This is a genomic window from Pseudoalteromonas sp. AOP31-A2-14 (assembly GCF_052378035.1).
Taxonomy (GTDB): domain Bacteria; phylum Pseudomonadota; class Gammaproteobacteria; order Enterobacterales; family Alteromonadaceae; genus Pseudoalteromonas.
On record NZ_JBQSXI010000003.1, the window covers coordinates 121,638 to 136,192 of the forward strand.

Sequence of the window (14,555 nt, forward strand, 5' to 3'; positions counted from 1 at the left end):
GGTTCAAAGACTATACTTGGCACGTAGCGGCCGAAAAAACTAGTCCAGAAAGTTATCAGCTTTACAGTCTCATTTTTATACTTTGTTGTGTAATTTCAATACACGTTGCCCTGCTACACTAAGATATAGCTTTCGTAAACTCACTCCAAATACGTTCGAAATTCATAAATACAACATTTTCTTATACGTCCCTAACAAACCGTTCACGGTTTACGAAAAACACCTCACTCCTTTAAAACCCTGCGATAAACGTATCAACAAAGTGTTTAAATTTATCCGTTATTACTGGCAGTATTCTTCTGCGTTGTAAAAGGCTGGGTTTGGTTTCTAGTACATCAGCAAAGTCATCCCTTAGTGGCATTTCGTCACTTAGCTCATAACGCGTTACTAGCTTTTCTAGGCGATCTTGGTTTAACTTTTGCTCGTGGGCAAACCTCTCAAGCTCTAGGCGCTTTTCTTTTTCCCAATAAAGCTCAAACTCTTCATCAACGTCAGCACTGGCAGGTATGCCTTGTAAGTGCTCGTCCATAAACTTATCTATAAGTGCTTTTTTACTTAATAAGGTTGGATCTGTGGCTATAAGGTTTGCTATTACTTGACGTTTACGGGCTTTTTCGTCGCCGCTTTCTTCGCCGTGTAACTCTCGCAATAACTGCAAAATATAGGTTACATTTACTATATCACTGTGTAGTAGCTCTAGTTCAAAATCAACGTCATCTAAAACCGATACTTTTTCTTTACTTGAGTTCTCACGTAGCTGCCTGCCAAGGTCGGCATACTTACTCGTATAATCCTGAAACTCTTGCTCGCCCATGGAGGTTGAGTCCATATCAAAGTCAGCAAAGTTGCTTAACATGTTCTTTAAGCGCATAAGCTCACGAAACTGCCTCACAAACAACGCCTGAGCCTCTTCGTCAGGTAAAGCATCAACTGAGTCAACGGTAGGCGTAATTTCCATTAGCGCTTCATAGGCGCTGTTAAAATCAGTAAGCAGCTCATTATACGAAGGTGTTTCTATATATTCTTTAGGCTGCTTGTTCGAAAACAGCGTAAAAGCCGTGTCGGCAGCTTTTTTAAGGTTTCTGAAGCACACTACATTGCCGTGCGATTTAGTCTCACCCAATAAACGATTAGTGCGCGAAAACGCTTGTACCAAACCATGATATTTAAGATTTTTATCAACGTACAAAGTATTGAGCTTAGGAGCATCAAAGCCTGTTAAAAACATATTCACCACCAGCAATATATCAATCTCTTTGGCTTTAACGCGCTTAGATATATTTTTGTAGTAGTCTTCAAATAACTTACTGTCTTTGGTGGAGTAGCTTGTACCAAACATTGCGTTGTAGTCGTTAATAAATGAGTCTAACTTATCGCGGCTATGCAGCTTAACGGTTTGCCCTTCGTTTAAATATTTGGCTGATACTTCTTTAATTTGCGCATCATCATTACCTAGTTCGTACTCTTCCTCTTCATTGGCCTCATAGCTAAATATGGTGGCAATTTTAAGGTTGTGTTTGCCTTGTGCTTTTTTGCTCGCAAACAACTCATAGTATTGAATAAGCTCTGCAACGCTTGATACACAAAACATGGCGTTATATTCGCGGCTATGCGTTTTACGGTTATGCTGGGCAATAATGTAATCAGTTATTTTATCTAAGCGCGCAGGAGAGGTTAAAAGCTCTTTAGTGTCGATGTCTTCAACTTCAATATCTAGATTGTTGTTAGAGCCATCTTTGTATTGATAGCGCCCAACGTACTCAATAGCAAACTTAAGCACGTTAGCGTCGCGTATTGCATCCACAATTACATAAGGGTGTAAGCATTCACCAAATAAATCTTTAGTGGTGCGTTTAACTGAGCTTTTAGCAACAGCATTGTCGGCAAATATAGGCGTACCCGTAAAACCAAACAACTGCGCGTTATTAAAAAATTCGGTAATATTTTTATGCGTATCACCAAATTGGCTACGGTGGCACTCGTCAAATATAAACACAATGCGCTTATCTTGCAGGCTTTGCATTTCTTTTAAATAGCGCTGTTTAGTCACCACGTTATTAAGCTTTTGTAGTGTAGTTACCACCAGCTTAGTATTACGGCTTTGGTTGACCTTTTTACCCTTCATTGGCTTATCTAACAGCTGGTGGAACAACATACTAGTGTTGTCGGTGCTGTCTACGGAGCCTTTTACAAACGCATTAAACTCAAGCGCTGTTTGGTAATCTAGATCTTTACGGTCTACCACAAATACTACTTTATCAACCTCACTCAGCGAGGTCATAATTTGCGCCGCTTTAAACGAGGTTAACGTTTTACCCGAGCCCGTTGTATGCCAAATGTAGCCGTTATCGGTTGTAGTTTTAACTTGCTCTACAATCGCTTCTACTGCATAAAACTGGTACGGCCTGAGCACCATCAAGTACTTACCTGTTTCATTAAGCACTATGTACTTGGTGAGCATATGCGTTAAGTGCGAAGGCGTTAAAAATGCTTCGGCAAAGTCATGTAACTGGCTTATTTTATTATTTTCATTATCAGTCCAGTCAAAGGTTTGCTTAGCCGACATTTCACTGTTGTTAGAAAAGTACTGGCTATTAACCCCATTCGACATTACAAACAGCTGCACATAGTTAAACAAACCATGGTTGGCATGAAACGAATGCTTTTGATAACGTTTAATTTGGTTAAACGCTTCTTTTAGTTCAATACCCCGGCGTTTTAGCTCTATTTGTATCAGCGGCAAGCCATTAACCAATAACGTTACATCGTATCGGTTAGTGTATGTGCCCTTTACTGTAATTTGTTGCGCTACCTGAAAGCTATTTAGCTGCGGCTCATCAAACAACAGCGTTAAGTGCCTGCTGTCGCCGTTATCAAGTGTTACATCAAGCTGGTCGCGCAGTATTTTGGCTTTTGCAAATATATTACCTTTACCAAGCTTACCCAATATTTGCGTAAACTCAGTATCGCTTAACGTGCAGCCATTCACTTTTTCAAGCTGCTGCTTAAGGTTAGCTTCAAGAGCTGCGCTATCCTTTAAAGTAACGCGCGTAAAGCCTTGCTCGCTAAGCTGTGCAATTAAGTTACCTTCTAATTGTTGTTCACTTTGATAATTCATTTATACCTACAACTCCTTGGTGCTAGCCTTGTGCAATACATTCACAGCTTTATTGCTAATCTTTATGTAACTTATAACCTTGCTCTGGGTGATTAGGTATTGTTGGATATGCCAAAAACAATACCTGCTCTTTAACCATTTTACTTAAGTAATTACGTCTTAGCGTATCGGGCTTCATTCCTAGCAGCTGTGCTATATCACCCAACCTTAAACAGTGCGGCTGTGCTTCTTTACATAGGGCTATTATTGCTTGTTCTACCTCAGACTTCTGCTTTCTACTTGAGGCAGATCGTACTTGCTCACCTATAACCCATAGTGAACTCCATAACTCATCAGCTGCAGCTGTCTCTACTTTTGTATTGTCTTGGTCCGGAGTATTTAAAGCTAGGTCCGGACCTTCATTGCTTAACTCCGGACCTTCACTATCTAGGTCCGGACCTTCGCTATGTAACTCCGGACCTTCAAACAGTGAGAGTTGATCTAACTTAGGAGAGGCTACAAACGTAATACTCTTACCTGCATCATTATCAGGTGTAGGGATTTGTATCCCTTTTAAGTGATATATCTTGCCTCTGTGCTGGCCTGCCGACTCTAAGTACCCTGCATTAACTAACTGACTCAACGCAAGTGTCACTTCTCTTGTATGCTCTGAGGTCAACGAGCAAATACGCTCGTGGTTAAACCATGACTCAGTAATGGCGGTAATCAAAATAGTTCGCTTAAGCTCGCTCAGCTTTTTGTAGCCACTACCAAAGGTATCTGTAAGGCGCTTATCAAGCTCAGGCGATACAATATTAACCATACGCAACTCTAAAAAGGTTTGATTCAGCTCATCCTTTTCGTACATATGCGGTGGCTGCCAGTTTTGCGCTTTACAGTTACTGTATATTTTAGGAATACCCGACCCTGCTTTTTCGCTTAAACCAATATTTAAAAACATTTGATGAATAGCAGGGTTGCGGCACTGGCTGTTACCTCCCGCCTTAGCCTCATGCACAGGTATACGCATGAGTCCCGCGTTTCTAAAGCCGATAAAATCAGGGTGTTTTTCAATTAAAATATTACTTTCGGTATTAAATTCTGCATGTGCGAGTGTATTAACAAGTGCTTCACGAATGGTCTCATGCGCAGGAGTGGTATCTTGTCGTTGGCCGTCATCGGTTAAACTAAACCCTACTTTTAAATCTGCCGTAAGCTTACGGTAAACCTTACGATAAAAATCAAAAGCATTACCCGACCAAGAGCCATCAGTATAAATTCGGTCTATCCAGCGGTGTGTACTGTCGTCTTTTTCTTGATAATCGAGTGCAAAACTCGGCAACGCATCTTGAATCGCATTCCACTTACCAAACATCACTAAACCAGCAAGGGTTAAACCCGCTTTACCTGTTGCGCGGTCTTTTTGCCAGCCACGTATTGAGCGCAAAAATTCTTGGTCGCTCAATTCTAAAAAAGGGTGTTGTGGTTTAGCGTCAACAAACATTTGCCTATAAATACGCAGGCTTTCGGGGTCTATGTCGTCAAGAGTAAAGTGCTCTAAAATACGGTTGTCGCGCACTTCTTCTTGCTCTGCCAGCATTTTATTTACTGCCGGTGGCAAACACTTTTGATCGGCCTCGTAACGGCGCTGATAGGTGCCATTGAGTGGGTTCGCATTTATAAATACAGGGCGGCTCTCGCGCGGGGCGCGTGGTACAGTAATCGCAATCACCGATTTGCCTTCAAGTGTTTCAATGCGCACATCGCTTTCGCTGAGTAAATTAACACTCACTTTATTCGAGTTATTAACAATATCCCAAATATTCTTAATTAGCGGCGCTGGGTTTGTTATACCCTCAACTGTAAACGTGCCTTTTTTTTCTTTAATGCCCAATAAAATTAAGCCACCACGGGTATTGGCAAACGCACTATAGGTTTCCCACATATCATTAGGCACTGCGCCATGGCCGTCTCGCCCACCAGCCTGCTTGCACTCAACTTCTACGCTTTCTTGCAAAGTTTGAATATCAATAATGTTCGCTATTGGGTTGTCGTTAATTTTATTAGTCATTATTTCTCACACAAACATTTGCTGTAGTAAGCCTTTTTTAAATAGCTTAGTTTGTTCAATCTGCTCATTAACAGCGCTTGTTTTTTTATCTATCGATTGTAAGAACTGCGCTATTTTTTGCTGTTCCTTTAAAGCCGGTATATTTAATTTAATATCTTTAATATCATCTTGAGCAATAGTAGTCATAGTGCTTTGCTTACCTCGAGAAACTAATGTTTTACGTGGAGTGTAACTTCTGAGGTAATATGCAAGAAAAAGAGGATCAACAAGCTTCTTATTAGGGCTTATTTTCATTAAATGTCCATCAAAAGTTATATCTTCTTTCTCAGATAAATTAACATTACTAAAAGCAATTCCTGTGGGAACGATTGATGATCGAGTGAAAAATATATCTCCGTATTTCACTTTGTTTTTTTCGAATAGTTTTGGCTCCAGATCCAAAAGAGTCAATTCAGAATATTCAATTGAATCACCTTTATACATATCTTTAACATTAATCAATCGGAAGCCTTTTCCTACCTTTTTAGGGTCATTAAAAACTCCATTAGAAATACCTGATTCAGAAAGCATAGCTAATTCATGTGTATTCCACTCAGGAAAAGCGTTTCCATCATCGTCTTTAAAATGGATTTTTTGGCTAAAAATTTGTTGCATTACACCTTTTTTGTAGTCTTTTAATAGGCGGTGCTTTTCAGTTAGCTGGCTGATTTTAGTGTCTACAGAAGTAAGGAAATCAGCTATTTTTTGTTGCTCACCTTTTTCAGGAATATGAAGTTTAAAAGAAGCTAAATCACCAGTTGTAAAACCTTTTATAGTAGTTCCTTGTCCCAAATTTATTAATCTATTTTTATTTTTATATAACTGATAAGCAATAAAGTCTATAGAGCAATTTTCAGGTGTAAAACTAGTAAAATCCTGACTGGTACATACTTCGTGACGGCATACTGCAAATTTACCAACACCAACCCTAGACACAATTAATAAACTATTTTCTGGGACTTTCTTTGTTGCTGAATTTTTTATTGCGTCCTCGGAAATAAAGCGATGAAGGTTTATACCAAAAAAATCACCTTCTTTTATATCAGAGCTAGAAACCCAAGGTATATCACCAGACCAATAAACTCGATTCTCTGTTGATGGAGTGCCTCCACCAAGAAAAGAACCAAGATTACCTAAAGCTTGCACTTCCCATGGTTTTGAATACGTCTTAAAACGGAGGCTTGGAGTAGCTACATTCATTTACTTACCCCATAAGGTGCTTCAATCCCTAGCTCATCACAAAAATCAGCAATTATTTTATCCGTTGCAAGCATCGCTTTATCATTTGCAATCAATTGCTTTGCAACCTCACTTAAATCAACAACCTCTTCATCTCCAAAGGTATCTACATAACGCGGAATATTGAGGTTGTAGTCGTTCTCTGCTAAATCGGTTTGTGTAGCTGCGAATGCATATTTATCAATGAACTCGCGTTTGCTTACAACATCTAAAATTCGTTGTAAGTCTTCCTCACGCATTACGTTGTTGTTAGTGCCTTTTTCAAAGTGATTGCTGGCATCTATAAACAATACGTTGTCGTCGGCTTTACGGTGTTTGTTTAGTACCAATACACAGGTAGGAATAGACGTGCCAAAAAATATATTAGCAGGTAAGCCTATTACCATATCAAGGTAGTTTTTTTCTTTAATAAGGTGTTTACGTATATGCCCTTCGGCAGCACCACGAAACAACACGCCATGCGGTAACACCACTGCCATTGTTCCATTGTCGTCAAGCTGGTGGATCATGTGTTGTACAAAAGCAAAGTCGGCTTTGCCTTTTGGTGCAAGCTTACCGTAGTCGGCAAATCGCTCGTTATTCATGTGTAGTGGGTTGGCAGACCAGTCCGCCGAAAATGGCGGGTTAGCTACTACGGCGCTAAAGCGTTGTTCAAAGTGCGCGGGAACTTCTAGCGTGTCGTCGTTTTGAATATCGAACTTAGTGTAATGCACATCGTGCATAATCATGTTCATACGGGCTAGGTTGTAAGTACTTGGGTTTTGCTCTTGTCCGTAAAACTTTAAATCGGGGTTATTAGCTTCTTTTGCAACACGTAACAACAATGAGCCAGAACCACAGGTAGGATCGTAAACCGATTTAATGTGCGGGTTATTTAAGGTTACTAATTTTGCTAGTAACTTAGATACCATTTGCGGAGTATAAAACTCACCTGCTTTTTTACCCGCGCCACTAGCAAACATACCAATAAGGTATTCGTAAGCATCGCCAAGTATGTCTATTTCGCTACTTTCTAGGTGAAAGTCGATGTTATCAAGGTGCTCTAATACTTTGGCTATTAACTTATTACGCGTATCCGGTGTTTTACCTAGCTTGTTAGAGGTTAGGTCTAGGTCATCAAACAAACCGTTAAAGTCATCAGCGCTGTCTACGCCCATAGTACTTTGTTCAATATGGTTAAGTACGTTGGTTACATCGTCTAAAATAAACTTATCGTTAGCACCGCGCTCAGCCAATACATGAAACAGCTCTGCTGGTTTTAAAAAGTAGCCAAGCTTATCAAGTGCCTCTTCTTTTACAGCTTCTAAGTACTCTTGTCCCTCTGCTGTAGTTTCGTCAATTTTAGCAAATACAATACCGTCTTCACTTAGTAGCTGATCAGCATAGGTATTGAGCTTATCTGACAGGTATTTATAAAAAATAAGCCCAAGTATGTAATCACGAAAGTCATCAGCCGACATGTTGCCACGTAAACTATTAGCAATATTCCAAAGCTGTTTTTTTAATTCTTGCTGGTGTTGTTGAACCATTAATCTAATCTCTTAATTAGTTGTGTAGAGCTTCTACATACGCACTGCACGTGCGTGTTAATCTTCTAAAAAGTAATCGCTATCGAGCGCTTTTACTTCAAATACTTGTTTGGTGCTAACGCCTAAGTTATGAGTAAGCATTAGCTCTGTAAGTTGTTTACCATCTACAAGCACTATGCGCTTTTCTATTAAGCCTACATATTCCAGTGCATCTTTACTAAAGCCGCTGGTGGTGATGAATACGCCCTTTTTAGCGCGGTGCATATCAAGTGCGCCCGCAAAGGCTTGTATGTCTGCTCTACCCACTGTTTTATTGGTGTAGCGCTTAGCCTGTAAATATATCATTTCGAGGCCGAGTTTATCTTCTTTTATTACGCCATCAATGCCACCATCTTGAGTATACTGAGTAGCTTGCCCTGCATCTTTACGTGAGCCGCCATAGCCCATAGCTAGCATTAAATCGACTACAAGGTTTTCAAAAAACGCAGGGGAGGCCGAAAGCACGGCCTGTAGTATTTCGTCGCTTAAGTTAGTGTTGAGTGTATCTACCGCTGCTTCTATCAGCTCTTCGGGTGTTTTGTGTGAGTTGCTATTTACTAAGCTGGTGGTGTTTTCGTCTAGTGAGTCGCTAGTATCTTTAGTACGGGTTTTAAAATCTAAAAACTCAGGATATTGGCTTAAATACTGGTTATTGATTTGTTCACCTGTTGCTAACGCAGATAAACCTTTGCTCGTAATGGTACAAAAGGCTCTTTTAGGTTGCTCAATTAACCCTGCTTTAACTAAGTATGTTTTAGCCCATTGCAAGCGATGGTAGGCATAGGTTTGTTTACCATTAGGTATACGTAGCTTAAGCTGCTCTACTGATAAACCGAGGTTTTGATAAACGCTTGCTTCAATGTCTTTAAGCTTGACGGTTTTACCGTTAGCTAAGCACTGCAGTAATGGAGTCATGAATGATTGGTAATCTGGTAACGACATACTATTCCCTGCCAAGCCGTATTAGTTAATAACTAAACAGCTAATCCTTTTGTTTTATTAGTTGAGATAATATACACATTAAGATTAAGGGGCAAAGATTATGTAATGATCATGTGTCTCATATCAACACAGTTGATGTTGGGTAGTAAGAAGAACTAAGAACGCACAGTTACAAACGCCTCCTCGTGCGTTTATGATTGTAATATCGGAGTTTTCACTATTTTTCTTAAACCGATGCACTAAACCTATAGGGTTTTTCGGTCTATTTACCTCAGTTGCTCACAACTTATTTCATAAAATACAAAAATCGCCTGTGAGCAACTGAGGTAAATAGACTGTTTTTTATCCATTTGACGTATGTTCTGATGTATCAATCCTTGTTCACCATTGTCAATCACTCAAACCGATGCAGCAAACCTATATACCCTGCTTTAAACCGATGCAACAAACCTCTAATTATAAAACAATGGCTTAGGTTTATTTTGTGCTTTAAGCTCTGCTTCTCTTAGACTTGAAAGAGAGTTTATCTGGGGTTTCTTCGGAAAACCGATGCAGTAAACCTCTAGTTATAGATCAATGACTTAGGTTGATATCTGCTTTATTTCCCTGTATTTAGGCACTTTAAGGGCATTATTCGGGCACTACCTGGAGAAAACCGATGCAACTAACTATAGGGTTTAGGTGGTGGGTCGTAGGTAGCGCTTTTAAAAACAAGTTAAAGCGCTATCTATTTTGATATCACAAAGGCTGGCCAAAGAAGTCATCAGCCCGCAACTTACTTCTTCGTAATCTAAGTTTGATTGGGGTAAAGGTTTTTATCGCTAGTTTGTGCCAGCATTGAGCAACCCTCTTTTGACATCCTCCCCCACCTCGCTAAGCGCCTGAACAAGTTCAGGAAAGGAGGGGGATTCCGATTAGTTTAAAACCATCGGGGCCTTATGATCACTCATAAGGCAAGTTCCTGCTTCAACAAGCTGACTAATGTCAATCTCTCCACAGGCTAGAACGCGATGACCTCGCGCTAAAATATTTAATGCGCCAACATGATCCGCATTATCTTGATAACCGCACTTCGCACATTCAAACTTAGACTGCGTTAATCGGTTATCTTTTGATTGATGGCCACACGCTGGACACGTTTGACTGGTATGTTTCGGATCAACAAAAATAACCTGACCGCCGAGCCAATCCTGCTTATATTTCAGCATCTCTTTAAACATTCCCCATCCTTGATTGAGAATGACGCGGTTTAAGCCAGATTTTTGTTTCACCATTTTTCCATGCTGCTCACTGTTGCCTTTGCTGTTTTTCGTCATATTTCTAATTTTAAGATCTTCTAGTACGATGATTGCGTGGCTTTTGCTCAACTGTGTTGAGATCTTATGTAATTTGTCATGACGAATATTGGCAACTTTCGTATGAAATGTTGTGATCTTTGCTTTTAATTTTTTCCAGTTACTTGAAAATTTCACTTTTCTAGCAAGTTGCTTCTGTAATCGTTTGATCCTGATTGTCTGTTTACTGGTATCTATCGGCTCCATAAAACTGCCATCAGAAAAGGTAATTAGGCGTTTCACGCCTAAATCTCCGCCAATTATGGCGTTTGATGGGTGCTTAGGTGGTGCTACTTCTTGTTCAACTTGGATTGAAACAAACCAGTGCTTTCCTTTTTGTGAAACAGTGACGTTTTTAGCTTTTCCTAAAATAGCTTGGCTTTTTCTAACATTAACCCAACCGATTTTAGGTAAAAAAATACGTTTCCCATTCTTGTCGATTTTAAAGCCTTGTGGAAAACTAAAGCTATTCACCTCTCCTTTTTTCTTAAAAGTAGGCACCCGTTTGAGTGGTTGGTTTTTATCGAATGCGTCTTTAAAGGCGCGTTCAAGCTGTTTTAATGTTTGTTGGATAGTTTGTGCGGGCGATAGTGTTAAAAAGCCATACTCCTCGCTTTTTTTCCAAAGTTTGGAAAAGAAATCCAACTCTTGGTAGTAGCAAATTTTTTGTTCATTCTGTAACTTAAATAAGTTAATCGCTAAGGCTTTATTCCACAAGAATCGACAATTTCCCGCATATTGCGCCATTTTAGCGTTAATATCGGGTGTTGTTTTTAAACGAAATTTATAAGCTTTGCGAATAATCATACTGTTATTATATACAGTCAATCAAAAAGGAACAACCCACTTAGTCGCTTCGCGACTATTGCCTTATATCACCGACCTAAAGGAACGGTGTTTTACGGCAAAAAGTTGATAAAAAGTTTTCTTATTAGGGATTTCACATCCGTACCGATTTGATAATTGTACTATCGAAACGCCCTTCTTTGTTGACGACTTGCTTTCAAGTATTTCGTTAGTAAACAAAACCTCTCATCTGCAGAACTTCTATCATTAAATGGGGAAAATACTCTGCCTCATTACTTAGAATAAACGTAAGCGTCTAGCGAACCACACCTAGCATCGATGTTCTGATTATCTAAAAATACCTGCTCAATGATAAATTCGGAGCAGGTGATGAAAACTTACAGAACAAGCGCACAGTGGCAGCAGCTTTTGCTGCAACGCAGTACGTTTAGCGGTACTAATATTGAATTCTGCCAACACCATAATGTCGCTATTACGACTTATTATAAACAACGTGCTTTACTGGCAAAAGACCAGCCTAATTCCACCTTGCCAGTGCACACGCACTGCCTTACATCATCACGTTTTGTCCAGGTAAAACAAACTACTGAAGTCTGCGCGCAAACTCGTCAAAATACGCTGCAGTTTGATACGCTAACCGGCCAACTCACGTTTCCTATCGATTTAGCGACGGCCGATATCGTTGCCATTATTAAAGGGCTAACGGTATGAGGATGTTCGTTGATGTACCCACCGTCTATTTATGTGTCGATGCCGTTGATTTTCGAAAATCAATTAATGGTCTGGCGGCGTTGGTGGAAGCAGAGCTTGAACTACCCGTGCTCAGTGGTGCGCTATTTGTGTTTTGTAATAAAGGCCGTGACAAACTCAAACTGCTTTACTGGGATAACACCGGTTTTGCACTGTGGTATAAGCGATTAGGTGCGACAAGAAGTCGCTTTGTTTACTGTTGAACTTTGATTCAACCCTTCGTATTGCCGAAGGTTTCCTATTTCGATATGCGTCACTAGCAATGGTGGGGTGTGAAGCTCGAAAGACAATGTAGCCTTAAGTTCAATAGTGATGTTGAACAAACTGCAAGCATCATGCGGTTGGGCCCTAGGAATTAATGGTATGTGTAATTAACTGAACAGTTGTAACTGTCGTCATTGTAAACAAGCTAAAGATGCTGACAAGCTTGAACCAAAAGGTGTGGTGGACAAGTTAACATGCTCTAGTCTCATGTTACGCAATTTAATGTGCCCCCGGCGGATTGACTGACACTAACCCATTATGTGAATAAAGCGGAACTTGGTAAGCCCGTATGCTCCCTCGTTGAGGTAGTTTCTTCGTAAGAATGAATGACGGGCATGCGGGTAAAGGACGATGGAGAAAGCGAATGCCTTGCTGTAATGGCAAAGATAGATGTATTGAACGTGACATCATGCGAAAGCATAGCCCACTTCCATCGAGTGGTTAATCACAAGAAATTTGTAATAAGATTTTAGCTTAGGAATGCAAATGAATTGCTCTTATGAACAATGTGCACCTATAAACGAAGCGCAATGCTGGTCTAACATCGATTGGAAGGCTGCAAAGCGCTACGTAGGATCATTGCAAGCGCGTATTGTGAAAGCAGTAAAGCAAGGGAGAAAAGGGAAAGTTAAAAGCCTGCAATGGTTATTGACTCATTCCTTTTATGCGAAAGCCCTTGCGGTTAAACAAGTAACGGAGAACAAAGGGCGTAAAACGTCTGGTGTTGATGGCGAAACATGGCAAAGTGCTACTAAAAAATGGCGAGCAATCTCATCGCTCAAACGCTCTGGATACAAGGCAAGTCCATTAAGGCGAGTCTTTATTCCAAAGTCGAATGGGCAGAAAAGACCTCTCGGTATCCCCACAATGCTGGATCGTGGGATGCAAGCACTATATTTGCTAGCCGTTGAGCCAGAAGTGGAGACAAACAGTGACGGCAATTCTTTTGGTTTTCGAAAACAAAGGTCTTGTGCTGATGCGATCGAACAATGCTTCAAAGTATTGTGTCGCAAACGTGCGGGAGAATGGGTGCTTGATGCGGACATTAAAGGTTGCTTCGATAATATCAGCCATGAGTGGATGCTAAAGCACTTAAACATCGACAAACCAATCCTTTCACAGTGGCTGAATGCTGGCTTTATGGAGTCTGGTAAGGTATATCCAACACTTGCAGGAACACCGCAAGGAGGAATAATCTCGCCGACGTTAATGAATATGGTATTGAATCAACTGCAAGGAACAATTGAAGAAGCTTCTGGTGTTAAAAGAGGTAAGCACCGTGAAATTCGTTCTAATGTTAAGAGAGTCTCTGTAATCAGATATGCCGATGATTTTGTTGTAACGGCTCATTCTCAAGCGTTTTTGGTAGATACAATATTGCCTTGTATTAATGAATTTATGTCCCAACGTGGTTTGGCATTATCGCCAGAAAAAACGCACGTTAGGCATATATCAGAGGGTTTTGATTTTCTTGGTCAAAATCTCAGAAAGTATAATGGCAAATTATTGGTCAAACCCAGTAGCAAAAGCGTTCTACATCTGATGAATAAGTTGAGACTTACGATCACCAAATATCGCTCTAGTCGACAAGACAGGCTAATCTTTCAGCTTAATCCAATATTAAGAGGTTGGTGCAATTATCACCGACACAGTGTCGCAAAGGAAGTATTTTGCAAGATTGACTCTGATATATGGTTGCTACTCTGGAAATGGGCATGTCGTAGACATCCTAGAAAAGGAAAATACTGGATTAGGGCTAGATACTTCCACTCTGTTGGGCCGCGTAATTGGACATTCTGCACCGGTGATAAACAAATAGGCTTATTTCGGTTAGCAGCAATGCCGATTGTGCGACATCCAAAGATCAATTCCGATGCAAACCCTTACGATCCGACACATGAAACTTACTTTGAATCTCGGCTTGATGTGTTAGTAAATTCTCGCAACAAAGAACGTCTGCATAGATTATTATCACGTCAAAATGGTGAGTGTTTGTATTGCAAAGAAAAAATAACGGCTAAAACTGGTTGGAATATTCACCGCCTAGTACCTTTATACTTAGGTGGTGATAATAAAGCGAGTAATACCGTGGTTGTTCATCCTTATTGCCATAACAGCATTCATAGGAGTCAAAATACTGCTGCGCCATCCTACATGGCGTTATAACGACTTGAGCGGTATGCGGGGAAACTCGCACGTACCGTTCTTAGAGGGCTGGGCTCGAGTAATCGGGTCTGGCTACTCGACATAAGCATAAGTTCAAATGGCCCAAACTCATGTCACCCACCATGACCTTAAGCGAGCAGCAATTACACTGGTTATTATCGGGTTATGATGTGATTGGACACAGTAAAATTGATGTCGCAGGTAAGAAAATGCTTTAATATTTGCGATCGATTGATGATCATCAAAGTGAGTTCAGTTAGCACTGCAAAGCCTTTGAG

At 40.4% G+C, this 14,555-nt stretch carries 9 protein-coding genes; 3 read left to right on the forward strand and 6 right to left on the reverse strand.

Going from position 1 to position 14,555, the window contains the following annotated elements; all coding sequences use genetic code 11:
• Positions 1–232: 232 nt before the first annotated feature.
• The 6 genes from ACT3S9_RS19665 to ACT3S9_RS19690 all read right to left on the reverse strand — a co-directional run bounded on the left by ACT3S9_RS19665 (position 233) and on the right by ACT3S9_RS19690 (position 11,097).
• Complete coding sequence (locus tag ACT3S9_RS19665) at positions 233–3,118, reverse strand: type I restriction endonuclease subunit R (RefSeq protein WP_443489200.1); 2,886 nt, start codon at positions 3,116–3,118, stop codon at positions 233–235.
• Between the two features lie 55 nt (positions 3,119–3,173).
• Entirely contained in the window at positions 3,174–5,168 is a 1,995-nt protein-coding gene (locus ACT3S9_RS19670; RefSeq protein ID WP_193039181.1) for an RNA-binding domain-containing protein, read from the reverse strand.
• Between the two features lie 6 nt (positions 5,169–5,174).
• On the reverse strand, positions 5,175–6,407 hold the full coding sequence (locus tag ACT3S9_RS19675; protein ID WP_193039182.1) for a restriction endonuclease subunit S: 1,233 nt from the start codon (positions 6,405–6,407) through the stop codon (positions 5,175–5,177).
• Positions 6,404–7,975, reverse strand: coding sequence for a type I restriction-modification system subunit M (locus ACT3S9_RS19680; protein ID WP_193039183.1), 1,572 nt, complete (start codon positions 7,973–7,975; stop codon positions 6,404–6,406). Before ACT3S9_RS19680 ends, ACT3S9_RS19675 begins: the two co-directional genes overlap by 4 nt.
• Positions 7,976–8,032: 57 nt before the next feature.
• Positions 8,033–8,956, reverse strand: coding sequence for a restriction endonuclease (locus ACT3S9_RS19685; protein ID WP_024603963.1), 924 nt, complete (start codon positions 8,954–8,956; stop codon positions 8,033–8,035).
• Between the two features lie 914 nt (positions 8,957–9,870).
• Positions 9,871–11,097: an RNA-guided endonuclease InsQ/TnpB family protein gene (locus ACT3S9_RS19690; RefSeq protein WP_301563126.1), complete on the reverse strand. Its 1,227-nt coding sequence runs from the start codon at positions 11,095–11,097 to the stop codon at positions 9,871–9,873.
• Positions 11,098–11,466: 369 nt separating this feature from the next.
• Here ACT3S9_RS19690 and ACT3S9_RS19695 point away from each other — a divergent pair, with 369 nt between their 5' ends.
• The 3 genes from ACT3S9_RS19695 (at position 11,467) to ltrA (ending at position 14,277) form a co-directional block, all read left to right on the forward strand.
• Positions 11,467–11,808 carry a hypothetical protein gene (locus tag ACT3S9_RS19695; RefSeq protein ID WP_115406544.1) on the forward strand — a complete coding sequence of 114 codons (342 nt, stop codon included), beginning with the start codon at positions 11,467–11,469 and terminating at the stop codon, positions 11,806–11,808.
• Positions 11,805–12,050: an IS66 family insertion sequence element accessory protein TnpB gene (gene tnpB, locus ACT3S9_RS19700; protein ID WP_444751167.1), complete on the forward strand. Its 246-nt coding sequence runs from the start codon at positions 11,805–11,807 to the stop codon at positions 12,048–12,050. Before ACT3S9_RS19695 ends, tnpB begins: the two co-directional genes overlap by 4 nt.
• Before the next feature lie 547 nt (positions 12,051–12,597).
• Positions 12,598–14,277 (forward strand): group II intron reverse transcriptase/maturase, encoded by a 1,680-nt coding sequence (ltrA, locus tag ACT3S9_RS19705; RefSeq protein WP_193051351.1) that lies wholly within the window; start codon positions 12,598–12,600, stop codon positions 14,275–14,277.
• Positions 14,278–14,555 lie beyond the last annotated feature (278 nt).

Bases quoted from the DNA above. Each gene is read 5' to 3' on its own strand.
- ACT3S9_RS19695 (WP_115406544.1), top strand. From the start codon at position 11,467: ATGAAAACTTACAGAACAAGCGCACAGTGGCAGCAGCTTTTGCTGCAA.
- ACT3S9_RS19690 (WP_301563126.1), bottom strand. From the start codon at position 11,097: ATGATTATTCGCAAAGCTTATAAATTTCGTTTAAAAACAACACCCGAT.
- ACT3S9_RS19685 (WP_024603963.1), bottom strand. From the start codon at position 8,956: ATGTCGTTACCAGATTACCAATCATTCATGACTCCATTACTGCAGTGC.
- ACT3S9_RS19675 (WP_193039182.1), bottom strand. From the start codon at position 6,407: ATGAATGTAGCTACTCCAAGCCTCCGTTTTAAGACGTATTCAAAACCA.
- ACT3S9_RS19670 (WP_193039181.1), bottom strand. From the start codon at position 5,168: ATGACTAATAAAATTAACGACAACCCAATAGCGAACATTATTGATATT.
- ACT3S9_RS19665 (WP_443489200.1), bottom strand. From the start codon at position 3,118: ATGAATTATCAAAGTGAACAACAATTAGAAGGTAACTTAATTGCACAG.
- ACT3S9_RS19680 (WP_193039183.1), bottom strand. From the start codon at position 7,975: ATGGTTCAACAACACCAGCAAGAATTAAAAAAACAGCTTTGGAATATT.
- ltrA (WP_193051351.1), top strand. From the start codon at position 12,598: ATGAATTGCTCTTATGAACAATGTGCACCTATAAACGAAGCGCAATGC.
- tnpB (WP_444751167.1), top strand. From the start codon at position 11,805: ATGAGGATGTTCGTTGATGTACCCACCGTCTATTTATGTGTCGATGCC.